The sequence below is a fragment of the Microbacterium sp. 22303 genome (assembly GCF_052045265.1).
Taxonomy (GTDB): Bacteria; Actinomycetota; Actinomycetes; order Actinomycetales; family Microbacteriaceae; genus Microbacterium.
On sequence record NZ_JBQEOQ010000001.1, the window covers coordinates 929,436 to 952,489 of the forward strand.

Genomic DNA, 23,054 nt, shown 5'->3' on the forward strand with positions numbered 1-23,054 from the left:
CGGCGCCTCCTCGGCAGGCATCGCCTATTTGGTGTTCAGCTTGAAACTTCCGCTCCAGCTCGCCCCGGCATACCGTCCGGCGATCCCGGCCCAGGACACGGAGACCGGGTAGGTGCCCGGCTTCAGCGTCAGCTTCAGTGCGGTGGAGGCCACCCCGTTCGCGCCCGTCTGGGCGGTCACGGTCTGGCTGCCGATCACGAACGTCACGGTCTGGTTCGCGATCGGACGGCCGAGCACGTCGGTCACGGTCGCGGACAGCGGGATCTTCGCGTTCGGCTTGCTGGACAGCGTGCCCGTGTAGGCGATCGCCGAGGCCATCGACGTCACCGTCTGCGAGACGGCCGCGGAGCTGCTCGCGACGTACCGGGCATCGCCCGCGAACGCCGCGGTGATCGGATAGGAGCCGCTCGGGAGCGTCTCCGTCACGGTCGCCGCGGCTGTCCCGGAGCCGTCCGCGGTCGCCGTGGCGAGCTGCGTCGCACCGCCGGCCGTGGTGAAGGCCACCGCCGCGCCGTTGACGGGCCGCCCGAACTCGTCGATCACCGCGCCCCGGTAGGCGACAGGGGCCGAGTAGGTCGCCGTCAGATCGCCCGTGAACGACGTGCTCGTACTGCGGGCGCGCACCGTGACCGAGACGTCCTTGGCGGTGCAGGCGCCGTGGCGATCGCACACCGTCACGGTGACCTGCGCGGTTCCCGGATCCGCCCACTGGTGCGTCTCCGAGGGTCCGCCCGTCACGATCGCCGAGCCGTCGTGGAAGTCCCACGCGTACGTCAGCGTGGACTGCTCGGCGGCGCCCGGATCCGTTGCCTGCGCCTGCAGCGTCAGCGGACGCCCCCATGCGACGGTCGGGTCGGCCGGCGTCACGATCACGGCCGGCGGAAGGTTGTTCACCCCGACGCCGAACGTCGTCGTGCCGGACAGGCCCGTCACGTCGGTCGCGGCGACCATGCCCGAGAACGGACCGGACTCCGCGAACACGTGCGTCGTGGGGCTGCCGTATGCGGTGCCTCCGTCGGAGAAGCTCCACACGAACGTGGCTCCCGCGGCGCACGGTCCTGTCGCGACCGCGCTGAACGGGATCGCACTCCCCTCGTCTCCGGTGAAGGTCGGAGCGGCCGTCACGGTGGGCGGCACGTTGTTCGCCATCGCGCTGCCGAGCGCGTAGGTCACGTCGGGTGCCGTCTCGGCGAACCCGCTGTCGTTGGTGGCGAGCGTATCGGTCGTGTCGTACACCGTGATGTTCGGTGCGCCCGGGAGAGTGAACGGCGGGTACGGCACCACGATCGGGATGACCGCCGGAGCCGAGACCTCGACCGTCCAGACCAGCTCGGTCACCGTGTGCACGGTGCCCTGCAGCCCGAGGCCGGACAGTCCGTACGTCACCGGGGAGCCCACCGGCGTCGTGCAGGGCACCGACACCTGATCCGTCACCGGCTGGCCGGTGCCGAGGTCCAGAGGGCCGATCTGTCCGTTCAGCGACCTCGTCGCCGCAACCGCGGACACCGAGAACGTCGCGGTCGTGCGCAGCTTTGCCGAGACCTGCGGGTTGAGCGGGCATGTGTTGGCGTCGGGGACCGATCCGGGGATGTCAGGGCACGGCGGCGGGACCACGGTCACGTCGCTGGACTCTGCGATGCACGTGGCGGTGTCGCCATCCGCGCCGAGGGTGCACGGCGTGCTGGCGTTCATGACCGTGGGCGCGAACGCGATGGGGACGGAGCTGCCGCTGACGTCCACCGACCCGGAGAAGCCGACGGTGTGCTCCACGGTGAGCGTGCCGGCGCCGGGCTGCCGGGTGAGAACCGGATCGACCGCTCCTCCCTGGCGGACCGTGCTGTCGTCCCATCCGGCGGAGACGACGTCCGACTGCGCGAGCGCCAGGTGGGTGGTGAGGGTCGCGGTGCCGTTCAGGGCACCGGTGACGGTGTAGTCGGCGGCGGGCAGATCCATCGCCTGGCTGAAGGCGACGGTCTGGTTCTGGCCGACCGGACTCGCGAAGGCGGGAGCCGGTGTGAGGAGGGCGGTGGCGAGGGCGATCGCAAGACCTGTGATCACGGCACGCCGCGTCTTTGCGACGGTGTTCATCGGGGGCCTTTCCTAGAGGGACGGCTACGGGTGCCCGCAGCGTACGTCCCTAGAGAGTCGGCGCCTGTCCCCCTGATACACGGTCACGATCAGGATCTGCGGCGCCCCCGGTGATTCAGCCGATCGACACCGGGTGGAACAGGTCGGCCACGAGCAGCAGGCCGCCCATGCCGACCAGCAGCGCCGCCACGACGATCGTGAGCGGCACGAGCCGCGTGGCGTCCACGGGCTTGGGCTTCGGACGCTGGAAGAGCTTCGCCCACGCTCGCTTCAGGCCGTCCCACAGCGCGACCACGATGTGCCCGCCGTCCAGGGGCAGCAGCGGGATGAGATTGAACACGAACAGCGCGATGTTCAGCGACCCCATGAGGCTCAGCAGCACGGCGAACCGGTTCAGAAGCGGCGCATCCGCTGCCGCCACCTCGCCGGCGATGCGGCCGACCCCGATCACGCTGAGCGGACCATTCGGATCGCGCGGCGTGCCGGTGACCAGGGAGACGCCCACATCCCACAGCCGCACCGGCAGGTTGCCGATGAGCTGCACGACGGATCCGGTGTTCGCCATCGCCTGCTCGAAGCCCGCGGACAGCGGCTGCTGCACGTAGGCGAGCTGGGCGCCGACTCCGGCATAGCCGACCGTGTGCATGACGGCGTTGCCCTTGTCGTCGACGACGGCGCGCCCGTTGGCGTCCGCCTCCTGGCGCTGCGCGGCGACCGGGGTCAGCTGCAGAGTGAGCCGTGATCCGGCGCGCTCGACGACGAGCGGGATTGCCTTTCCGGGTGATGCCTGGATGATCGCGCTGGCCTCGGCGAACGTGCGGACGTCCTTCCCGTCGACCGAGACGATCCTGTCCCCCGGCTTGACCCCGGCCTGCGCCGCAGGGGCCACCGGATCCGAGGCGGAGCACGAGGTCTGCGTGGATCCGGCCGGCAGCACGCATTCCGAGACCGAGGCGATGGTGGTCGTACCCTGCTGAAGACCGATCCCGCTCAGCAGCACGGTGAAGATCACGACCGCCAGCACGAGGTTCATGAACGGTCCGCCGAACATGACGATGACGCGCTTCCAGACCGGGAGCAGGTAGAAGACGCGGCTCGCGCGCTCGGGGTCGATGGTCTCGTCGTTGGCGGCCCTGGCGTCCTGGATGAGGGTGCGGAAGGCGCCGCGCGACCGGCTCCGCCCGCCCTCGTCACCCTCGTCGCCGGGCGAGGGCGGGTACATGCCCGACATCGAGATGAAGCCGCCGATCGGCAGCGCCTTGACGCCGTACTCGGTCTCGCCGATCTTCTTCGAGAACAGCCGGGGACCGAAGCCGATCATGTACTGGCCGACGTGCACGCCGAACAGCTTGGCGGGCACGAGGTGCCCCAGCTCGTGCAGGGCGATCGACACCCCGAGTCCGACCAGCACGAACAGCAGGCCGGCGACGTACAGCAGGATCTCCACCCCGCCACGCTACCGGTGCCGGGCTAGGAAACGCCCGTGCTGAGGCTGTGCAGTCGCCAGGATCCGCGGGATCCGAAAGCTCACGCCTGAGCGGCGATCATCCGGTCGGCCGTCGCCCTCGCCCACTGCTCCGCGGCGGCGAGGCTCTCGACGGTGAGCTCGTCCGGCGGATCATGCGCGTCGACCACCCGCTCGATGGTGTCGACGATGGCGAGGAAGCCCAGCCGCCCCTCGTGGAAGGCGTTCACGGCCTGCTCGTTCGCGGCGTTGTACACGGCGGGGTAGGTGCGCCCCGCTCGTCCGACCTGCTTGGCCAGGACCACGGATGGGAAGGCCGCGTTGTCGAGCGGCTCGAACGTCCAGCTCGCCGCCTTCGTCCAATCGATCGGCCGCCCCGCACCGCCCACGCGGTTCGGCCAGTCGAGCCCCAGCGAGATCGGCAGGCGCATGTCGGGCGGAGAGGCCTGGGCGATCGTGGATCCGTCCACGAACTCCACCATCGAGTGCACGATCGACTGCGGGTGCACCACCACCTCGATCCGCTCGTAGTCCACGTCGAAGAGCAGATGCGCCTCGATGACCTCGAGCCCCTTGTTCACGAGCGTCGCCGAGTTGGTCGTGACCATCCGTCCCATGTCCCAGGTGGGGTGCGCCAACGCCTCGGCCGGTGTGACGGCGGCCATCTGCTCGCGGGTCCGGCCACGGAAGGGACCGCCGGAGGCCGTGACGACGAGGCGGCGCACCTCCTGCTTGGTGCCTGAGCGCAGCGCCTGCGCGATGGCGGAATGCTCGGAGTCGACGGGCACGATCTGACCCGGCTGCGCGAGTGCGGTGACGAGGGCGCCGCCGACGATGAGCGACTCCTTGTTCGCCAGAGCCAGCGTGCGGCCGGCCTTGAGGGCCGCGAGCGTCGAACCGAGGCCGATGGATCCGGTGATCGCGTTGAGCACGACATCGGCCTCGACGTCGCGGACCAGCTGCTCCGCCTCGGCGGCGCCGAGTGCCGTGTCGTCCACGCCGAACTCCTCGGCCTGCTGCTGCAGCAGGTCGGCCTGCGTACCCGCGGCGAGGCCGACCAGCTCGAACCGATCCGGATTCGCCTTGATGACGTCGAGAGCCTGAGTGCCGATGGAGCCGGTGGAGCCGAGGATGAGGACGCGACGCATGGCCTCAGCCTAGGCCGTGCTCCGCCGACGGATGAGGGCCCGTGGCATCGGCGATGCTCACGGGCCCTCGTTCGATCAGCGGCGGGTCACTGCGCGGGGGCCGCCGTGGGGACCGTGCCGAGGATGTCGATCACGAACACCAGCGACGAGTTCGCGGGGATCGAGCCGCTGGCCTTGTCGCCATACCCTTCGGCCGGCGGGATGACGACCAGCACCTGCGAGCCGACCTTCTGGCCTTCGAGCGCCTTCTTGAAGCCGGTCACCACGCCCGTGGTCTGGAACTGCGCCGGAGCCTTCCGCTTCCAGCTGGAGTCGAACTCCTTGCCATCCGCCCAGGTCACGCCGCGGTACTGCACGATCACGTAGTCGCCGCTCTGCACCGTCGGGCCATCGCCCTGCTTGAGGTTCGCGATGGTGGTCGTCGCAGGCGGGTCGGCCTTCGGGATGGTGATCTCCGGAGCGCCGTCCTTGTCGAGCTTGACGGTCGGCATGCCCTCGACCGGAGCCACTTCCTTGCCCTTCGCAACGGTCGGGAGGGCCTTCGTGGACTGCGCGTAGACGACGACGGGCTTGCCGCCCTCACCGAACATCTTGCCCGGGACTGCCACCACGACCGCCGAGCCGAGCGGCTTGCATTCCAGCGCGGCGACGAACAGCGACTGCTGGTTCGGGTCGAGCAGCACGGGCAACTGGTCGTCCACCCCGCGGGCGCTGGAGTCGAGGACCGTGCCGTCCGTGGCGTTCACGATGCGGTACTGCACGGAGACCAGATCCCCGGCGACCACGTTCTTCCCGTCGCCCTTCTTCACCACCGTGCGCTCGACGGCGGTGGCCGCGTCAACGTCGGTGCCGGAGGGCACCGTGACCTTCAGGTCCTTGCCCTCGCCCTCGACCTTGACGGCGTCGGAGGCCTTGCCCGGCTTCGCGTCGAGGAGGCACGACGACGACGCCGACGGAGACGGCGAGGCCGAGGGGTTCGCGGCACCGGCACAGCCGGACAGCAGGAGAGCCGTCGCTGCGACGGCGGACAGAGCAGCGGCAAGGCGGATGCGCACGGAAGACCTCGAGACGTAGAGACGAACCCGCCCATCCTGCCCTATCGGGCTTTGCCGCCGCTGGGAGGTGGTGTGAATCCGCTCCCGATCCGCCTCGCGCGCCCATTCCGATCGCGGAATGGATCCTGATCTAGCCTTGTCTGGTGACCCCGCAACACGAACCCGCAGCGTCTGCGGACCGCGACGAGGCCGTCGCAGAGCTGGAGCATCTCGAAGACGAGGTGCATCGCGCCGGTGCCACCTATCTGCTCGGCCGGATGATCCTCATCCCGCTCACCCGGCTCATCTACCGCCCTCGCATCGAGGGGCGCGCGAACGTGCCGAAAGACGGCCCGATCATCATCGCGTCGAATCACCTCTCCTTCATCGACTCGATCGCGATCCCGGTCGCAGCTCCCCGGCGCGTGCACTTCCTGGCGAAGTCGAGCTACTTCGAGGGCACGAGTCTGAAGGGTCGCTTCGTGGCGAACTTCATGCGCGCGGTCGGCGCGATCCCGGTGCGCCGCGGCGCGGGCCAGGCCGCGCTGGACGCCCTGGACGAACAGCGCAAGCTACTGGACGCGGGGCTCGCCGTCGCGCTGTACCCGGAAGGCACGCGTTCGACCGACGGGCGCCTGTACAAGGGACGCACGGGCGTCGCCTTCCTCGCGCTGCAGACGGGGGCAAGAGTGGTGCCCGTCGGAGTGATCGGCACCGACAAGGCCATGCCGGTCGGGGCGAGCATGCCCAAGATCGGCTCCAAGGTCACGATCCGCTTCGGCGAACCACTGGATCTCTCGCACCACGGCGCGGCGAACTCCGGCCGTGCCCGCCGCGGCGCGACCGACGAGATCATGGCCGCGATCCACGCGCTCAGCGAGCAGGAGCTCGCCGGCGTCTACAACGAGGTGCCGGCGCAAGGCGCGATCGAGAAGATCAAGCAGGCGCTGCCCCACGAGCGGCGCTGACCGGGCGGGTCACGCCGGATCGACGGACGGGACTGTCGACGCATCCGCGACCAGGATCGTGGCCTCGTGATGCACCGGGAACGACACCGAGTTCGCGATGAAGCACCACGCGTTGGCCTGCGCATGCGCGGACTCCGCGGCTTCGCGCATGGACTGCTCGGCGATCGTGACCACGGGGTGCAGTGTCACCTCGGTGAACGCCCCGCCGCCGCGCCCGTCCTCCTGCATCGTGCCGGTGGCCTCGTCACGGTAGTCGACGACCACGACGCCTGCCGTCACGCAGGCGTGCAGATAGCTCAGCAGATGGCACTCGCTGAGCGCCGCGAGAAGCAGATCCTCGGGGTTCCAGCGGGTGGGATCGCCCCGGAACGGCTTGTCCGACGAGGCCAGCACGTCCGGCTTGCCCGCGACGCTCAAAGTGCTCGCGCGGTCATAGTCGCGATAGCCCGAGGTGCCCGTTCCCCGGTTGCCGGTCCAGGTCGTCGTGAGGGCGTAGCGGTGCGTGCCGAGGCTCATACATCCATGGTGCCAGGATCCGGCCGGCGCCGGCCCGAATGCCGCCTGTCGACGGCGTCTGCGCCCACTAGGCTGGCTGTCGTGGTGCAGACTCTGACCGTCCAGGATGCCGTGGAACTCGCCGTCGTCGAACGGAACGGATTCGTCGAATCCCGCCACATCGGAGCGGCCGTCGTGCTCTCCCCGGAAGGCGAGGTCCTCGCCCGCCACGGCAACGCCGACGCGCTGGTGCTGCCCCGCTCCAGCCTGAAGCCGCTGCAGGCGATCGGCTGCCTCACCGCCGGCGCTCCGCTGGAGGGCGAGCAGCTCGGTCTCGCCACGGCGAGCCACATCGGCACCGACCGGCACGTGGCCGTGGTGCGCGAGATTCTCACGGCAGGCGGGCTCACCGAGGACGACCTCGGCTGCCCCGCGGATTGGCCCGGCGACTCGGCGACCAGGGACGAGCTCGTGCGCGATCACGCCGGCAAGGCGCGCATCCGGATGAACTGCTCCGGCAAGCACGCGACCATGCTGCGCGCCTGCGTCGCGAACGGCTGGCCCACCGCCGGGTACCTCGACGTGGACCACCCGCTGCAGGTGCACATCAAAGACGTCGTCGAGCGGCTCAGCGGCGAGCGCGTCGCCGCCACGGCGATCGACGGCTGCGGCGCCCCGGTGCACGCCATCACCCTCACCGGGCTCGCACGGGCCGTGCATCGCATCGGCAGCGCCTCGGAGCGGTCGCCGTTCGCGTTGCACCGGGTGGCCGGCGCCCTGGTGCGCACGGTGCGGGAGAACCCGTGGACGATCGAAGGCCCAGGGCGCCCCGACACCATCGCGATCGAGAAACTGGGCGTGTTCGCCAAGCACGGCGCGGAGGGCGTGATGGTGATGGTCGCCCCGAACGGTGCCACCGTCGCCCTGAAGATGCTGGACGGATCCGGCCGTGCGGCCGCGATCGTGGCCGCCACCCTGCTCGCCCGCGCGGGCGCGCTGACCGACGCGCAGGTGGACAGCCTCGCCTCGGCCCTTCCACTTGCCGTCCTCGGAGGCGGCAGCGGCGTGGGGGCCATCCGCCCCGGCGCCGGAATCTGAACGCCCCCAGAAAGGGCCAGAACCCGCGGGCGGGAAAAGCCCATCAGGGAAAAGGAAAGGAGCCACGATGAGGATCTCTGTCCCCAGCGAGGTGAAGAACAACGAATTCCGCGTCGCGCTCACGCCCGCCGGAGTGCACGACCTCGTGCAGGCCGGTCATGAGGTCGTCGTGCAGTCCGGCGCCGGTGCCGGATCCTCGATGTCGGATGCCGACTATCTGGAGGCGGGAGCGACGCTGCTCGATGACGCCGACGAGGTGTGGGCTCGCGCCGAGCTGGTGCTGAAGGTGAAGGAGCCGATCGCCAGCGAGTACCACCGCTTCCGCAGCGACCTGGTGCTGTTCACGTATCTGCACCTCGCCGCCGATCGCCCGCTCACCGACAAGCTCGCAGAGTCGGGCATGACGGCGATCGCCTACGAGACGGTGCAGCTGGCCTCGGGTGCACTGCCGCTGCTCGCGCCGATGAGCGAGGTCGCGGGTCGCCTTGCCCCGTTGGTCGGCGCGAACACGCTGATGCGCTCGAACGGCGGCCTCGGTCTGCTGATGTCGGGCGTTCCCGGAACCCGCCCCGCCACCGTGACGGTGATCGGCGGCGGCGTCGCCGGCGCGAACGCGGCCGTGATCGCCGCAGGCATGGGCGCGGACGTGACGATCTTCGACACGAACATCGCGCGGCTGCGCTATCTGGACGACTTCTTCGGCGGCCGGGTGAAGACCGCGGCGTCGAACCCGTTGGATCTGCGCCGCGCCGTCGTGAACTCGGACCTCGTCATCGGATCGGTGCTGATCCCCGGGGCCAAGGCGCCGAAGCTCGTCACGAACGACATGGTCGCCGAGATGCGCCCCGGCAGCGTGCTCGTGGACATCGCGGTGGACCAGGGCGGCTGCTTCGAGGACACCCACCCGACCACGCATGACGACCCCACGTTCCGCGTGCACGACACCGTGTTCTACTGCGTGGCGAACATGCCCGGCGCGGTGCCGAACACCTCGACCTCGGCCCTGACGAACGCGACGCTGCCCTATGTGCGGCAGATCGCGGGCCGCGGCTGGCAGGCGGCGCTGCGTGCCGATGCCGCTCTCGCCGGCGGTCTCAACGTGACCGGCGGGAAGATCGCCAACGCCGGCGTCGCGACCGCGCACGAGCTGCCCCTCACGCCGCTGGACGAGCTGCTGGGCTGACATCGCCCCGCGGGGTGGGAAGGATCACCCGGGACGGACGCCCGTCCCGATCGATGGTCCATGCCCGCCCCGCGTGCGGCACGGCGTACGGCGGCAGCTCGCGCACGCCGGTGAGCATGCGCAGTTCTCTGGTTGCCTCGGCGAGCACGACGACCTCGCCACCGCGGACGATCCGCTGCCACAGCGCGTATTGCCGTTGCCATGCCTCCCCGTCGCCGACCAGCACGATGAGGCCCGCGGCCTCCCGCTCTGCGGAGGCCGCGCGTTCCGCCGAACGAGCGATCGCATCGTCCGCGCGAATCCGTGCCGGTGCGGCGGACTCATCGAACCGCCCTGCGCCATCCGGAAGGATCACGGGCACGCCATCCACGAGCACTTGCACCGCGGCGCGGCCGAAGCGCCCGCCGAGCCTCTCCGCCGTCCGCGCCGGTGCCGTGCTCACCACGCCGACGAGCATCGCCCGCGGCTCCCACTGCGGCGTCTCCGGGTGCGCCGCCGTCCGCTCCAGGGGCGAGGAGCCCGGTGCTCCCGCCTCGGCCTCGGCCTCCGGCAGCACGAACTGCACCTCGGCGCCGCCCAGCCGCGCCCGGCCCGGGGGCCGGTCGGGGTCAAAGGTGCCGGGCTCACCGCCGGCGGTGAGGTGCTCCGTGCGGCTCACGGTGCGCAGCAGGGCGCGCTCCGGCAGCAGATCCGCGACCGCGGAGATCTGCCCGCTGCATCGTGACGCGCTGAGCAGCACGGTCCCTCCGTGCTCGGCGGCGAGGCGGACGACGCGCTGCAGCCGCTCCACCCACGCGGAGGCGTACTCGAGCGGGAACGCGGCGAGGTGCCGATCGACATCGTCGACGGCCAGCAGCGGCGGCACCGGGCGGCCGCCGTCCGCGATCTCGTCGATCAGAGACCACGCCTGCTCGGGATCCGGCCTCAGCAGCACGCCTCCCGGCACCTGCGCCACCGCGGCCCTCAGCACGCTGCTCTTGCCGGCCCCCGGGCCCCCGAACACCACGAGGCCGCGGTCCTCGCCGATGCGCAGCGTGCGCACCGTCTGCCGCTGCTGCTCCGGTTCGTCCGCGAGGCCGAGCGTGATCTCCCCGGGCGCAGCGGCGGGGAGATCGGCCCGCTGCAGCTGCGCGGGCAGTGCCGCCTGCCACGGGCTCCGCGCCCGCGGGACACCGCGCCAGTGGGCCGCGATCGTGGCGAGCTCATCGGCGCTGGTCCGCGCGACGCGGAACACGGCGGGCGCCGCGTCCTGAGGGCGGCGGACGTAGGCGAGACCGCGTCCTGCGAGGTCTCCGGGCAGAGCCGCTGCCGCGTCGCTGCCGATCATGATCCTGCTGTCGGCGGGATCCGTGACGCGCAGGGCGATCCGCAGAGGGCAGTTCGCCGCCAGCGCGTCGCGGATGACCCCGGTGGCGCGCTGGGTGCCCAGGATGAGGTGCATGCCGAGAGCGCGACCGCGGGCGGCGATGTCGGTGAACACCGCCGCCAGATCAGGATGCTCCTGCAGCAGCGCCGCGAACTCGTCGACGACGATCACCAAGCGGCCCAGCGCTCCCCCGGTCTCCGCGACGCTGCGGGCGCCCGTCTCCGCGAGGACGCCCTCTCTGCGCCGCAGCTCGGCACGCAGGCTCCGCACCCCGCGCTCCGCACCATCGGCGTCGAGGTCCGTGATGACGGCGGCGACGTGCGGCAGGGCGCGCAGCGGCTCGAAGGCCGTGCCGCCTTTGAAGTCGGCGAGCACGAAGGTCACCTGGTCTGCCGAGTGCGTGGCAGCCAGCGCGGCGACCCAGCTCACCAGGAGCTCGCTCTTGCCCGCGCCGGTGACACCGGTCACGAGCGCGTGCGGCCCGTCCGCGACGAGGTCCGGCACCACCGCCCCTTCCGCATCCCGCCCGATCGCCGCCCTCAGGCCCTCGCGCGCCACGGACTCCGGCCCGACGTTCCCCATGTGCCACTGGCCCGGCGGAGGCGGCAGCACCTCCTGCAGCGTCACCGCCGCGGGAATCGCCGCCTCATCGTCCTGCTCCCGGATCAGAACCTGCACGATCGCCTCCGCCTGCTCGCGGGAGATCCCCTCCGCCGCACAGTCGTGCGTCCCCTGCGGGGTGCGCAGCCGGGCCGATGCGGGCTCCGTGACGTCGAGCACCGCGTGGTAGCCCACCGGCGGTGGCGTTCCCGGCTCGAGCAGACAGAGCCTGGGGCCGGACGGCGCGCTCCGCTGCACGCCGAGATGCACGACACCGGCGTCATGCCGGGCAAGGCGGGCCTGGGGCAGACCGTCAAGCCCGAGCGCGGCCACGGCGTCTCCCTCGAGACGGACGGCGCCGTTCGCGTGCCGAAGGCACAGCTGCAGCACCATCGCCCTGGCCACGGCGGCGGCGATCGGCGCGGGCCCTCGCACGCACACGCCATCGGACAGGCGCACCAGGACCGGCACCCCCGTCACGGCGCTGTGCTGGACGCGGAACGCTTCGGCTCTTCCCCCGGTGCCGCTGAACCGCAGCGGCGAAGGCCCGTCTCCGCGGCCGGCTGCGATCTCGACCGTGTCCGCGAGAGCGATCGGACGCGTCGGCGGGTCCACGAGGCAGGCGGCGATATCGGGGACGGCCCGCAAACGGCGGGCTCTCTCCTCCGACTCCCGGTCATCCACGATCTGTTCGACTCGCGACCAGGCCTGCGTCTCCTCGGCCCGTGCGACACGTGCCGCGCGGCGACGCTGGCGCACGCCGTCCAGGAAGGAGCCGAGGATCATGACCGGCCCGAGGGCCGCGAAGCACAGGGACAGGGGCGAGCCCGTGACGGCGAAGAGCACGATCCCCGAGACCACGGGCACTGCCGCGGCGAGCAGTGGGAGCGAGCCGCGCTGCGGGGCGGCGGCGACAGCGGGGAGGATGATCGTCTCAGCGGGATCCATTCCGCCATCCCACCGTGAACCGCCCCGACGCGGGGCGCGCTCAGCGCAACCGGTGCACTACTCGACGGCGATCGGCGCTGTGGAGGAGGACCCCTCGTCGGCCGATGTGCGGTGCACGTCCACCACGATGACGGTCACGTTGTCCCGCCCGCCGTTCTCCAGGGCAGCGGCGAGCATCGCGTCGACCGCGGCGCCCGCCGTCGGATTGAGTCCGAGGAAGTGCTGGATCCCGTAGTCGGTGAGTTCCTTGGTGAGCCCGTCCGAGCAGATCACGAACCGATCGCCGTCCTGCACGCTGAACTCGCGGTAGTCGGGCGGCAGCGCCTCGCTGACTCCGACCGCGCGGGTGATCACGTTGCTGTACGGATGCCCCTCCGCCTCCTCGGGGCTGAGCCGCCCGGCCGTGATCAGCTCCTGGACGACGGAGTGGTCCGTCGTGACCTGGCTGAGGACTCCGTCGCGCAGCAGATACACCCGGGAATCGCCGATGTTCAGCGAGACCCAGCGCGCGTCGTCGCCGACGAGGGTGAAGAAGACGCCGGTGAGCGTCGTCCCCGTGCCCTCGTCCGTGGTGTCCGGGTGCGCGGTGATGTCGTGCACGGCGCTGACCAGGGCGGTCTCGATCGTCTCCGTCGTGATCTCCCCCGCGGCGACCGCCTCCTCGAGGCGCACGATCGTGCGCTGACTCGCGATCTCACCTCCCGCGTGGCCGCCCATGCCGTCCGCCACCACGAACAACGGGAACTCGGCGAGGAGGGAGTCCTGGTTGTTCTCCCGGCGACGGCCGGTGTCCGTCGCGCCGGCCCACGTCAGGACGACCGTGTCGCCGGACGCCAGCGCGACCTCGCGCTCGTGCGAAACCTGGCTCATCGCGGTCCTCCGCATCCTCGTGCGATCGGAACGACCGCTGAAATCTCACACATCGTAATGGATCCCCGGCCTCGACACACGGCTCAGACGGCCGGATCCGCCGGGAGCGGAAAGAGGGCGTCGATCGTGGCGAGGTCCTCCGAGGTCGGGCTCCACGCCGCGCCCGCGCGCGCGTTCGCCTCGATCTGCTCGGCGGAGGTCGCGCCGGCGATCACGGAGGCCACGCCGGGTTGCGCCAGCAGCCAGCCGAACGTCGCCTCGAGCATGGTGATGCCACGCTCGTCGCAGAACGCGCGATAGGCGTCCAGCGCGTCCCAGGGCGCGTTCTCCCAGAGATGGGCCCTGGTGCGCATGATCCGGCTCTGGGAGGGTCCGCCGTCGCGAGTGAACTTGCCCGTGAGCAGGCCGTTGTGCAGCGGGAAGAACGGGAAGAAGCCGAGGCCGAACCTGTTGACCGCCGGCAGCACCTCCCGCTCGGCCGCCCGGGACAGCAGCGAGTACTGGTTCTGCGAGGAGATGAAGCGCGCGCTCCTCGTCGCGCTCAGCTCCGCCTCGGCGATCTGCCAGCCGCTGAAGTTGGAGTGGCCGAAGTAGCGGATCTTTCCTTCGCGGACGAGTTCGTCCAGGGCGTCCAGCGTCTCATCGATCGGGGTGAGCGGATCCGGCCAGTGCAACTGGTACAGGTCGATCCAGTCGGTGCGCAGACGACGCAGCGACTCCTCGACGGCCTTGCGCACGTAACGGCGGGATCCGAGACCCGCGGGGAAGTCGTAACCCATGTCGACGGACGCGTAGCCGAACTTGGTGGCGAGCACCACGCGATCACGGCGGCCGTCGAGCGCCTCACCCATCAGGCTCTCGCTGAGGCCGGGATCCTTGCCGTACATGTCCGCGGTGTCGAGGAACGTCACGCCGTGGTCGATCGCCGCGTCCAGCACCTGGATGGTGCCCTGCAGCGTCTCGGTCGCCGTGCCCGCCCGTCCGAAGTTGTTGCATCCGAGTCCCACCGCGGAGACCAGGAGCCCGGACGATCCGACACGACGTTCAGCGCTCATGCCTCCAAACTACAGGCCGACCCGGGATGCGGTCGGCGGGCATGCGGGAAGCCCCGGTCGAAAGACCGAGGCTTCCCACGTCGTCCGCGATCCGAGGACCGGGGCACTATCGGAGCGTCACGCCGGGGGCTGCTCGCCGTTCTCCGGAGCGGCTGCCGGCGGAGCCGGAGGCGCGGGCGGAGCCGGCGGAGTGACCGGCACGTCCGGGGCAGAAGCCGGCGGAGCTGCCGGCGGCTGGAACGTCGGCGGCGTGGCCTGCGGCGCCGGCGGCTGGAAGCCCTGCTGCGGAGCCTGGGGCGCGGCGGGCTGGCCGTAGCCGGGCTGCTGCGGCGGCGCGTAGCCCTGGGCGGCCGGCGGCTGGTAGCCCTGCGGCGCTCCGTAACTCGGGGCCGCGGCCTGCGCGGACGGCTGCACCGGGATGCCCTGCCAGACCGTGCGGTCTGCGAAGAAGCCATTGCCGGCCCACGAGGCGGGAGCGATGTTCGGGTTCCAGCGCGACTTGTCGAAGGCGTTGATGCCGAGCCAGACCAGGCTGAGGAAGACGTAGAGCACCACCCAGCCCGCGCCCTTCTGCAGCTTCAGACCGACGCGCCAGGCTGCGAGGCATGTCAGCGCAAAGGCGGCGAGGCCGATGATCTGCCCGATGACGGGGATCCAGCCCAGCACGATCGCTCCGCCGAACGCGTAGAGGACCAGCCAGGGGCTGAGGTCACCCAGCTTCAGGAACACCATCGAGGAGTAGACCGGAACCCAGGCGCGCCACTTGCCCTGAACGCCTGCCTTGTCGAAGATCTTCATCAGGAAGAGCGAGCCGAGTACGTAGAAGACGATGGCGAAGATAAACCACGTCAACGCGGCGATCAGGTACACAGCCGCGTAAGCGCCGCTGTCTCCGTAAGAGTCCATGTTTCCCTCCGGGAATCGGTTCATGATGCATTCGCATCGAGCAGCCTCAGCTGAGAATCAGCTGGGTGCCTCGACGCGAAACACCCTACCGCGTCCTGGCGTCGCACTCACGAACTATTTGCGGGTCGTCGGCTGATCCGTCACCAGCTCGAGGACGCCGTGCTCACTCGTCTCCCTCAGCGGCACGCCCGAACGCTCCGCCCAGTTCAGGAGGGTACGGCGCGATCCGATCTTCGGACGCTGCTGCACCAGACGACGCACGAAGTCGCCCTTGGCGTGCTTGTTGAAGTGGTTCAGCGCCTTGCCCTGCTCCGTCACCACACGCACGTACGCCGACGGCAGACCCTCGGGAACGGGTCCCAGATCCACGTACGCCTCGGAGCGCAGGTCCAGCACGAAGGACGGCGCCGAGGCGGCGAGCTCGGCCGACACGGCGTCCGCCCACAGTCGTCGTAACGGGGGCAGTCCCGGCACCGATGCCCCGGCGCCGAGCCGATACGACGGGATCGCGTCGAGGGCGCCGACCGGACCGAAGGGCGCGCTGTGCACGAGCACATGAGCTCCCAGCCAGCGCCGCGCGTAGCCGTCGAGCGTTGCGGCATCGAGCGCGTCGTAGAGCACGCCCGTGTAGCGGTCCACGGCGGGCATGACCTCGGCCGTCCGCAGCCGGGCGTTGTCGTACAGGGCTTCGGCGAGCTGCTTGTCGCTGAGCTTGAGCACCCGGCGTGTCGCGTCCGCGTCGGCGGCCAGTGCCATGAGGGCGTCGCGCAGCTGCTCGCGCTGCGGCAGCAACCCTGGCAACGCCCATGCCGAAGGCTCGGGCGCCTCCGATGTCCCGCCCGGGCGCTTGGTCTCCGATGGCGGCAGCAGGATCTTCATGTCACTCCCCCGGACAGACGTCCGCCCCGGTTCCCCGCAAGAGGCGGGGAACCGGGGCGGACGTGCAGGATGCTGTGGATCAGGCGACGAGCGCCGCGTTGCCCGCGACGATCGTCAGGGCGTTGCCCTCCATCGAGACGAAGCCGTCACGCGCGCTGGCGAGCACCTTGGTGCCATCCAGCTGAGTGATACGGACCTGGCCCTCGGCGAGGATGGCCAGCACGGGCTCGTGACCGGCCATGAAGCCCAGCTCGCCCTCGACGGTCTTCGCGACGACGAGGCTGGCCTCGCCGGTCCAGACCTCCGCGTCGGCGGAGACGAGGCTGACGTGCAGTGATGCAGCACCGGGCGCCATGATCAGGCGTTCTCCTTCTGGATGCGAGCCCAGTTCTCCTCGACGTCCGAGATCGGGCCGACGTTGAAGAAGGCCTGCTCCGCGACGTGGTCGAAGTCACCGCGGCAGATCGCGTCGAACGACTCGATCGTGTCCTTGAGCGGGACCGTGGAGCCCTCGACACCGGTGAACTTCTTCGCCATGTAGGTGTTCTGGGACAGGAACTGCTGGATGCGACGCGCGCGCGCCACGACGATCTTGTCCTCTTCGGAGAGCTCGTCGACACCGAGGATCGCGATGATCTCCTGCAGCTCCTTGTTCTTCTGCAGGATCTGCTTGACCGTGGTGGCCACGCGGTAGTGGTCCTCACCCAGGTAGCGGGGGTCCATGATCCGCGAGGTCGACGTCAGCGGGTCGATCGCCGGGTACAGACCCTTCGAGGCGATCTCACGCGAGAGCTCGGTGGTCGCGTCGAGGTGCGCGAACGTCGTGGCGGGAGCCGGGTCGGTGTAGTCATCGGCCGGCACGTAGATCGCCTGCAGCGAGGTGATCGAGTGGCCGCGCGTCGAGGTGATGCGCTCCTGGAGCACGCCCATCTCGTCGGCGAGGTTCGGCTGGTAGCCCACCGCGGACGGCATACGGCCGAGCAGCGTGGAGACCTCGGATCCGGCCTGCGTGAAGCGGAAGATGTTGTCGATGAAGAGCAGCACGTCCTGCTTCTGCACATCGCGGAAGTACTCCGCCATGGTCAGCGCCGACAGGGCGACGCGCAGGCGCGTCCCCGGCGGCTCGTCCATCTGACCGAAGACGAGGGCGGTCTTGTCGAAGACGCCCGCCTCCTCCATCTCGGCGATGAGGTCGTTGCCCTCACGGGTGCGCTCGCCGACACCGGCGAACACCGACACACCACCATGGTCCTGCGCGACGCGCTGGATCATCTCCTGGATGAGGACCGTCTTGCCGACGCCCGCACCGCCGAACAGGCCGATCTTTCCACCCTGCACGTACGGGGTGAGCAGGTCGATCGACTTGATGCCGGTCTCGAACATCGTGGTCTTCGACTCGAGCTGGTCGAAGTTCGGGGCCTTGCGGTGGATCGGCCAGCGCTCGGTGATCTCGATCTGCTCGCCGGGCTCGGCGTTCAGGACCTCGCCGATCACGTTGAAGACCTTGCCCTTGGTGACGTCGCCGACGGGCACCGAGATGGCCTCGCCGGTGTCGCGCACCTCCTGGCCGCGGACCATGCCGTCGGTGGGCTTGAGCGAGATGGCGCGGACGAGGTCATCGCCGAGGTGCTGGGCGACCTCGAGGGTGATCTCCGTCGACTCCTCGCCGATGGTGATCGTCGTCTTCAGTGCGTTGTAGATGTCGGGGATCGAGTCGTGCGGGAACTCGATGTCGACGACCGGGCCGGTGACGCGAGCAACGCGGCCGACGACCGTCGTAGCGGTGGCAGTCATAATTCGTCTCTCTCCTGAGGGGTCTTACTTGCTCGACGACAATGCGTCGGCGCCGCCGACGATCTCGGCGATCTGCTGCGTGATCTCCGCCTGACGCGCGTTGTTGCGCAGGCGGGTGTAGTCGGTGATGAGCTTGTCGGCGTTGTCGCTGGCCGACTTCATCGCCTTCTGCGTCGCGGCCTGCTTGGCGGCGGACGACTGCAGGAGGGCGTTGAAGACCCGGCTCTGGATGTACACCGGCAGGATCGCGTCGAGCACCGTCGCCGCATCCGGCTCGAACTCGTACAACGGGTACACGGCACTCGAGGTGTCGGCCGCGTCGGCCTCCGCGATCTCCAGCGGAAGCAGGCGCACCGTCTCGGGCGACTGGGTCATCATGCTGACGAAGCGGTTGTACACGAGGTGGATCTCGTCCACGCCGCCCTGCTGGCCACCGCGCTCGAAAGCCTCCAGCAGCGAGGCAGCGATGGCCTCTGCCGTGTGGAAGGACGGCGTGTCGGTGTCACCCGTCCACTCCGCGGCGGCCTCGAGGCGCCGGAACTGGAAGTACCCGACGGCCTTGCGACCGACCAGGTAGAACACCGGCTCGCGACCCTCCGAGCGCAGGAGCTCGGCGAGCTCCATGGCCTCGCGCAGGATCTGCGAGTTGAACGCGCCGGCCAGACCCCGATCGCTCGAGAAGATCACGACCGCGGAGCGGCGGATCGTCTCGGGCTCACGGGTGAGCGGGTGGTCGACGTTGGAATGCGTCGCGACGGCGGACACGGCCCTCGTCACGGCCCGCGCGAAGGGCGAGGACGCGTTGACACGCGCCATCGCCTTCTGGATGCGCGAAGCCGCGATGAGTTCCATCGCCTTCGTGATCTTCTTGGTCGTCTGAGCAGAAGAGATCTTCTGCTTGTAGACCCGGAGTTGTGCGCCCATAGCTGAGAATCCCCGCGATTACGCGCGGCGGCCCTTGACGATCTTCTCCTGGTTCACGTCGTCGACGTCCGCGGCGCTGTGCTCCTCGTGTCCGGGAGCGCCGATGCCGTGGCCCTTGCCGCCCTGGAACTCGAGGAGGAAGGCGTCGGTGGCCTTCTCCAGCTCTGCGACCGTGTCGTCGTCGAGGACGTTGGTCTCACGGAGGGTGTCGAGCACGGTGGTGTTGCGACGCAGGTGATCCAGCAGCTCGCGCTCGAAGCGCAGCACGTCCTCGACCTCGATCGAGTCGAGCTTGCCCTTGGTACCGGCCCAGATCGAGACGACCTGCTCCTCGACGGGGTACGGCGAGTACTGCGGCTGCTTGAGCAGCTCGGTGAGGCGCGCGCCGCGAGCCAGCTGACGGCGGGAAGCCTGGTCGAGGTCGGACGCGAACATCGCGAAGGCCTCGAGCGAGCGGTATTGCGCCAGCTCGAGCTTCAGCGTGCCGGAGACCTTCTTGATCGACTTGACCTGGGCGTCACCACCGACGCGGGACACCGAGATGCCCACGTCGACAGCCGGACGCTGGTTGGCGTTGAACAGGTCGGACTGCAGGAAGATCTGGCCGTCGGTGATCGAGATCACGTTGGTCGGGATGTACGCCGAGACGTCGTTCGCCTTGGTCTCGATGATGGGCAGGCCCGTCATCGAACCGGCGCCGAGTTCGTCGGACAGCTTCGCGCAGCGCTCCAGCAGACGGGAGTGCAGGTAGAAGACGTCACCCGGGTAGGCCTCGCGGCCCGGCGGACGGCGCAGCAGCAGCGACACGGCGCGGTAGGCCTCGGCCTGCTTCGACAGGTCGTCGAAGATGATCAGGACGTGCTTGCCACCGTACATCCAGTGCTGGCCGATGGCCGATCCGGTGTAGGGGGCGAGGTACTTGAAGCCGGCCGGGTCGGACGCCGGGGCGGCGACGATGGTCGTGTACTCCAGGGCGCCGGCCTCTTCCAGCGCGCCCTTGACGGAGGCGATGGTCGAGCCCTTCTGGCCGATCGCGACGTAGATGCAGCGGACCTGCTTGTTGACGTCGCCGGAGTCCCAGTTGGCCTTCTGGTTGATGATCGTGTCGATCGCGATCGCGGTCTTGCCGGTCTGGCGGTCGCCGATGATGAGCTGGCGCTGGCCGCGGCCGACCGGGATCATCGCGTCGATGGCCTTGATTCCGGTCTGCATCGGCTCGTGCACGCTCTTGCGCTGCATGACGCCAGGCGCCTGCAGCTCGAGAGCACGGACGCCCTCCGTCGCGATCTCACCGAGGCCGTCGATCGGGTTGCCGAGCGGGTCGACCACCCGGCCGAGGTAGCCGTCGCCGACCGGGACGGAGAGCACCTCACCGGTGCGGGTGACCTCCTGGCCGGCCTCGACACCGGAGAACTCGCCGAGGACGACGACACCGATCTCGTGCTCGTCCAGGTTCAGTGCGAGTCCCTTGGTGCCGTCGGCGAAGGTCACGAGCTCGTTCGCCATGACGCCGGGCAGGCCCTCGACGTGCGCGATGCCATCCGCTGCGTCGATGACGGTGCCGACCTCGGTCGCCACGCCGCCCGTGGGCTCGTACGCGGCGACGAAGTCCTTCAGCGCGTCACGGATGACGTCGGGGCTGATCGAAAGTTCTGCCATTGTCTTCCCTTTGTGTATGGGTGCGCGGCTTCCCGCGCGAAGTCGTGTTTCAGCCCGCGAGCTTGTGCCGGAGATCGGCGAGGCGGGCGGAGATGCTGCCGTCGATGACATCGTCCGCGACCTGCACGCGCAGGCCTCCGACGACGGAGGAGTCGAGCACCTCGTTCAGCGCGATCTGGCGGCCGTAGCGACCGGCCAGAACCGCGCGGAGACGGTCGCGCTGCGGCGCGCTCAGCGGAGCGGCGGTGTGCACCGTCGCGACGATCCGGTCGCGCTGCGTGGACACGATGCGCATCGCCCTGCTCAGCAGCCGGCGCACGCGGCGCCCACGCTGCTGGCGCACCAGCGAGGTGAGGATCAGCGACGTGGCCGGGTGCAGGCTCGCACCGACCAGCTTCTGCACGAGCGCGGCCTTGCCCTCACCGCCGCCCAGGCGGCTGCCCAGGGCGAGTTCGAGATCGGCGTTGTCGGCCACCAGGCGCGACACCGAGAACAGTTCGCCCTCGATGTCGGCGTCGGGCGCGGCGATCGCCGCAGCGCGCACCGCCAGCTCCTCCACACCGTCGACCAGGTCGGCGGCGGAGGACCAGCGCTGCGAGACCGCGACGGTCAGCACCTGCTGCGCAGGCGCCGACGCGCCGGCGAAGACGCGCGACACGAGTGCCGCGCGGGCCTCAACCGGAGCAGACGGATCGGCGAGCGCGCCGCTCAGCGCGGAGGACTCACCGATCAGGCGCGTAGCGGAGAACAGGTCTCCGGCGACGTCGAGGGTGATGCCCTGCGCGGCGGTCAGAGCGCTGCTCGACGCCTCAAGGGCCTGAGCGGTCGCGCTGCCCATTACTTCGCCGCCTCGGAGGCCTCGAGGTCCGCCAGGAAGCGGTCCACGACGGCCGTCGCGCGTGCGTCGTCGGAGAGGGTCTCGCCGACCACGCCACCGGCGAGGTCGAGGGCGAGGCCGCCGACCTCGTTGCGCAGCGAGACGAACGCCGTCTGGCGCTCGGCCTCGATCTGCGCGTGTGCGGCTGCGGTCGTGCGAGCGGCCTCTGCGGCAGCGGTCTCCTTGGCCTCGGCGACGATCTTCTTGCCGTCCTCACGGGCGGTCTCGCGGATCGCGCCGGCCTCGGTGCGGGCCTCGGCGAGCTGGCGGGTGTACTCCTCCAGCGCGGCCTCGGCCTGCTTCTGCGCCTCATCGGCCTTGGCGATGTTGCCCTCGATGGCCGCGGAGCGCTCGTCGAGCATCTTCGTGAACCGGGGAAGAGCGAACTTCCACACCACGAACAAGATGATCAGGAAGAACAGACCCGACCAGACGAGATCGTAGGTCTCGGGAAGAATCGGGTTCTTCGTCTCACCCTCGGCCGCGAGGTGCGTGACAAGAGCGTTCAGCATCCTGTCTCCTTCGGGATTCGAGTGCGGGTTACGGGAAGGGGATGAAGCCGACGGCGATGCCGATGAATGCGAGCGCCTCGGTGAAGGCGATGCCGATCCACATCAGGACCTGCAGGCGACCGGCCAGCTCGGGCTGGCGGGCGACACCCTCGATCGTCTTGCCGACGACGATGCCCACGCCGATGGCCGGGCCGATGGCGGCGAGGCCGTAGCCGATTGCCGCGAGGTTGCCGTTGACTGCTGCGAGAACCGTAGTAGCGTCCACGGATTTTTCCTTTCGTTGTGGGCGGCAGGTTCGCCGCCCGCAGGGGTTGTCAGTGCTCTTCTGCGACCGCGAGCTGGATGTAGACCGCGGTGAGGACGGTGAAGACGTAGGCCTGGAGGACAGCGACCAGGATCTCGAGGGCCGTGAAGGCGCCTCCGAAGGCGAGGGTCGGGATGCCGAGGACGGCCCAGCCGCCACCCGCCGTGAAGAAGAAGAACCAGGTGGCCGAGAAGCACAGCACGAGCAGCATGTGCCCGACGACCATGTTCATCAGCAGTCGCAGCATGAGGGTGACCGGGCGGATCACGAACGTCGAGATGATCTCGATCGGCGTCACGATGAAGTAGACCGGCCACGGCACGCCCGAGGGGAACAGTGCGTTCTTCACGAAGTTCTTCGGGCTCTTCTTGAGGCCCGCGTAGATGAAGGTCACGTAGCTGATGACCGCCAGCATGAGCGGAACAGCCGCGACGCTGGATCCGGCGATGTTCAGGAACGGGATGATGCCCGTCAGGTTGAAGAACAGCGTCATGAAGAAGATCGTCGTCAGAAGCGGCAGGAAGCGGTCGCCGTCCTTGCGTCCGAGCAGGTCGTGCGCGATGCCGCCACGGACGAAGTCCAGGCCCATCTCCACGACGCTCTGGAACCGCCCGGGGACGATCTTCATGCGTCGGGTGCCGAGCACGAGGAAGAGCACCAGGACGAGCACCGAGAACGCCTGCACCAGGTTGATGCGTGTCACGCCGATGCCGGCGATGTAGAACAACGGCGCGGGAAAGAAGTCGTCGATGGACGGTCCGTGGAACCCGCCGTTGTCGGCCAGTCGAGGGATCATGGTCGCAGCAAGATTAAACAGCGCGGGCTCCAGCGTCGGGGCACCGGGGGCTACCGGGGCGTCGGTCGATATGCTTCACAGCGCA

At 69.8% G+C, this 23,054-nt stretch carries 21 protein-coding genes; 3 read left to right on the forward strand and 18 right to left on the reverse strand.

The features are described 5' to 3' along the window. Nucleotides 1-24: 24 nt before the first annotated feature. The 4 genes from ACTJI8_RS04470 to ACTJI8_RS04485 form a co-directional block, all read right to left on the reverse strand. Nucleotides 25-2,088 carry a PKD domain-containing protein gene (locus tag ACTJI8_RS04470; protein WP_440732188.1) on the reverse strand — a complete coding sequence of 688 codons (2,064 nt, stop codon included), beginning with the start codon at nt 2,086-2,088 and terminating at the stop codon, nt 25-27. A 115-nt stretch (nt 2,089-2,203) separates the two neighbouring features. Next, nucleotides 2,204-3,535: a M50 family metallopeptidase gene (locus tag ACTJI8_RS04475; RefSeq protein WP_440732189.1), complete on the reverse strand. Its 1,332-nt coding sequence runs from the start codon at nt 3,533-3,535 to the stop codon at nt 2,204-2,206. Nucleotides 3,536-3,615: 80 nt separating this feature from the next. Beyond that, entirely contained in the window at nt 3,616-4,701 is a 1,086-nt protein-coding gene (dxr, locus tag ACTJI8_RS04480) for a 1-deoxy-D-xylulose-5-phosphate reductoisomerase (RefSeq protein WP_440732190.1), read from the reverse strand. 86 nt (nt 4,702-4,787) lie between these two features. After that, nucleotides 4,788-5,756: an FKBP-type peptidyl-prolyl cis-trans isomerase gene (locus ACTJI8_RS04485; RefSeq protein WP_440732191.1), complete on the reverse strand. Its 969-nt coding sequence runs from the start codon at nt 5,754-5,756 to the stop codon at nt 4,788-4,790. 257 nt (nt 5,757-6,013) lie between these two features. Here ACTJI8_RS04485 and ACTJI8_RS04490 point away from each other — a divergent pair, with 257 nt between their 5' ends. Further along, complete coding sequence (locus tag ACTJI8_RS04490) at nt 6,014-6,703, forward strand: lysophospholipid acyltransferase family protein (protein WP_440732444.1); 690 nt, start codon at nt 6,014-6,016, stop codon at nt 6,701-6,703. 9 nt (nt 6,704-6,712) lie between these two features. Here ACTJI8_RS04490 and ACTJI8_RS04495 read toward each other — a convergent pair whose 3' ends face one another. Further along, entirely contained in the window at nt 6,713-7,219 is a 507-nt protein-coding gene (locus ACTJI8_RS04495) for an OsmC family protein (RefSeq protein ID WP_440732192.1), read from the reverse strand. A gap of 81 nt (nt 7,220-7,300) precedes the next feature. On the opposite strand from ACTJI8_RS04495, the gene ACTJI8_RS04500 reads away from it, so the two are divergent. After that, nucleotides 7,301-8,296 (forward strand): asparaginase, encoded by a 996-nt coding sequence (locus tag ACTJI8_RS04500; RefSeq protein ID WP_440732193.1) that lies wholly within the window; start codon nt 7,301-7,303, stop codon nt 8,294-8,296. Between the two features lie 67 nt (nt 8,297-8,363). Then, on the forward strand, nt 8,364-9,479 hold the full coding sequence (gene ald / locus ACTJI8_RS04505; protein ID WP_440732194.1) for an alanine dehydrogenase: 1,116 nt from the start codon (nt 8,364-8,366) through the stop codon (nt 9,477-9,479). Here the strand turns inward: ald and ACTJI8_RS04510 are convergent. The 13 genes from ACTJI8_RS04510 to atpB all read right to left on the reverse strand — a co-directional run bounded on the left by ACTJI8_RS04510 (nt 9,451) and on the right by atpB (nt 22,969). Further along, on the reverse strand, nt 9,451-12,393 hold the full coding sequence (locus tag ACTJI8_RS04510; protein ID WP_440732195.1) for an FtsK/SpoIIIE domain-containing protein: 2,943 nt from the start codon (nt 12,391-12,393) through the stop codon (nt 9,451-9,453). The two genes, ald and ACTJI8_RS04510, sit on opposite strands and share 29 nt — an antisense overlap. A gap of 57 nt (nt 12,394-12,450) precedes the next feature. Further along, complete coding sequence (locus tag ACTJI8_RS04515; RefSeq protein WP_440732196.1) at nt 12,451-13,263, reverse strand: PP2C family protein-serine/threonine phosphatase; 813 nt, start codon at nt 13,261-13,263, stop codon at nt 12,451-12,453. A gap of 83 nt (nt 13,264-13,346) precedes the next feature. Continuing rightward, the gene (locus ACTJI8_RS04520) at nt 13,347-14,318 is read right to left on the reverse strand and encodes an aldo/keto reductase (RefSeq protein ID WP_440732197.1); all 972 of its coding nucleotides are present in this window, start codon (nt 14,316-14,318) and stop codon (nt 13,347-13,349) included. A gap of 117 nt (nt 14,319-14,435) precedes the next feature. Then, complete coding sequence (locus tag ACTJI8_RS04525; RefSeq protein WP_440732198.1) at nt 14,436-15,224, reverse strand: large exoprotein; 789 nt, start codon at nt 15,222-15,224, stop codon at nt 14,436-14,438. Between the two features lie 114 nt (nt 15,225-15,338). Next, nucleotides 15,339-16,103 (reverse strand): YaaA family protein, encoded by a 765-nt coding sequence (locus ACTJI8_RS04530; protein ID WP_440732199.1) that lies wholly within the window; start codon nt 16,101-16,103, stop codon nt 15,339-15,341. 79 nt (nt 16,104-16,182) lie between these two features. Beyond that, nucleotides 16,183-16,458, reverse strand: a complete 276-nt coding sequence (locus ACTJI8_RS04535; protein WP_440732200.1) for a F0F1 ATP synthase subunit epsilon — start codon at nt 16,456-16,458, stop codon at nt 16,183-16,185. 2 nt (nt 16,459-16,460) lie between these two features. Continuing rightward, nucleotides 16,461-17,897 (reverse strand): F0F1 ATP synthase subunit beta, encoded by a 1,437-nt coding sequence (gene atpD, locus ACTJI8_RS04540; RefSeq protein WP_440732201.1) that lies wholly within the window; start codon nt 17,895-17,897, stop codon nt 16,461-16,463. A gap of 24 nt (nt 17,898-17,921) precedes the next feature. After that, a complete protein-coding gene (locus ACTJI8_RS04545) occupies nt 17,922-18,821 on the reverse strand; it encodes a F0F1 ATP synthase subunit gamma (RefSeq protein ID WP_440732202.1) in 900 nt (299 codons plus the stop codon). A gap of 18 nt (nt 18,822-18,839) precedes the next feature. Then, nucleotides 18,840-20,480, reverse strand: a complete 1,641-nt coding sequence (gene atpA / locus ACTJI8_RS04550; protein ID WP_440732203.1) for a F0F1 ATP synthase subunit alpha — start codon at nt 20,478-20,480, stop codon at nt 18,840-18,842. Between the two features lie 49 nt (nt 20,481-20,529). After that, a complete protein-coding gene (locus tag ACTJI8_RS04555) occupies nt 20,530-21,318 on the reverse strand; it encodes a F0F1 ATP synthase subunit delta (protein ID WP_440732204.1) in 789 nt (262 codons plus the stop codon). Beyond that, nucleotides 21,318-21,869, reverse strand: a complete 552-nt coding sequence (locus ACTJI8_RS04560; RefSeq protein WP_440732205.1) for a F0F1 ATP synthase subunit B — start codon at nt 21,867-21,869, stop codon at nt 21,318-21,320. The genes ACTJI8_RS04555 and ACTJI8_RS04560 overlap by 1 nt, the downstream gene beginning before the upstream one ends. A 28-nt stretch (nt 21,870-21,897) precedes the next feature. Continuing rightward, complete coding sequence (gene atpE, locus ACTJI8_RS04565; protein WP_292716640.1) at nt 21,898-22,134, reverse strand: F0F1 ATP synthase subunit C; 237 nt, start codon at nt 22,132-22,134, stop codon at nt 21,898-21,900. Between the two features lie 49 nt (nt 22,135-22,183). Beyond that, the gene (gene atpB / locus ACTJI8_RS04570; protein ID WP_440732206.1) at nt 22,184-22,969 is read right to left on the reverse strand and encodes a F0F1 ATP synthase subunit A; all 786 of its coding nucleotides are present in this window, start codon (nt 22,967-22,969) and stop codon (nt 22,184-22,186) included. Between the last annotated feature and the right edge of the window lie 85 nt (nt 22,970-23,054).

What these genes read in the sequence shown, in the direction of transcription:
- ACTJI8_RS04530 (WP_440732199.1), bottom strand. Translation starts at nt 16,103, where the DNA reads ATGAAGATCCTGCTGCCGCCATCGGAGACCAAGCGCCCGGGCGGGACA.
- ACTJI8_RS04495 (WP_440732192.1), bottom strand. Translation starts at nt 7,219, where the DNA reads ATGAGCCTCGGCACGCACCGCTACGCCCTCACGACGACCTGGACCGGC.
- ACTJI8_RS04555 (WP_440732204.1), bottom strand. Translation starts at nt 21,318, where the DNA reads ATGGGCAGCGCGACCGCTCAGGCCCTTGAGGCGTCGAGCAGCGCTCTG.
- atpB (WP_440732206.1), bottom strand. Translation starts at nt 22,969, where the DNA reads ATGATCCCTCGACTGGCCGACAACGGCGGGTTCCACGGACCGTCCATC.
- atpA (WP_440732203.1), bottom strand. Translation starts at nt 20,480, where the DNA reads ATGGCAGAACTTTCGATCAGCCCCGACGTCATCCGTGACGCGCTGAAG.
- ACTJI8_RS04470 (WP_440732188.1), bottom strand. Translation starts at nt 2,088, where the DNA reads ATGAACACCGTCGCAAAGACGCGGCGTGCCGTGATCACAGGTCTTGCG.
- ACTJI8_RS04525 (WP_440732198.1), bottom strand. Translation starts at nt 15,224, where the DNA reads ATGGACTCTTACGGAGACAGCGGCGCTTACGCGGCTGTGTACCTGATC.
- atpD (WP_440732201.1), bottom strand. Translation starts at nt 17,897, where the DNA reads ATGACTGCCACCGCTACGACGGTCGTCGGCCGCGTTGCTCGCGTCACC.
- ACTJI8_RS04545 (WP_440732202.1), bottom strand. Translation starts at nt 18,821, where the DNA reads ATGGGCGCACAACTCCGGGTCTACAAGCAGAAGATCTCTTCTGCTCAG.
- ACTJI8_RS04560 (WP_440732205.1), bottom strand. Translation starts at nt 21,869, where the DNA reads ATGCTGAACGCTCTTGTCACGCACCTCGCGGCCGAGGGTGAGACGAAG.
- ACTJI8_RS04535 (WP_440732200.1), bottom strand. Translation starts at nt 16,458, where the DNA reads ATGGCGCCCGGTGCTGCATCACTGCACGTCAGCCTCGTCTCCGCCGAC.
- ald (WP_440732194.1), top strand. Translation starts at nt 8,364, where the DNA reads ATGAGGATCTCTGTCCCCAGCGAGGTGAAGAACAACGAATTCCGCGTC.
- dxr (WP_440732190.1), bottom strand. Translation starts at nt 4,701, where the DNA reads ATGCGTCGCGTCCTCATCCTCGGCTCCACCGGCTCCATCGGCACTCAG.
- ACTJI8_RS04520 (WP_440732197.1), bottom strand. Translation starts at nt 14,318, where the DNA reads ATGAGCGCTGAACGTCGTGTCGGATCGTCCGGGCTCCTGGTCTCCGCG.
- ACTJI8_RS04515 (WP_440732196.1), bottom strand. Translation starts at nt 13,263, where the DNA reads ATGAGCCAGGTTTCGCACGAGCGCGAGGTCGCGCTGGCGTCCGGCGAC.
- ACTJI8_RS04510 (WP_440732195.1), bottom strand. Translation starts at nt 12,393, where the DNA reads ATGGATCCCGCTGAGACGATCATCCTCCCCGCTGTCGCCGCCGCCCCG.
- ACTJI8_RS04490 (WP_440732444.1), top strand. Translation starts at nt 6,014, where the DNA reads ATGATCCTCATCCCGCTCACCCGGCTCATCTACCGCCCTCGCATCGAG.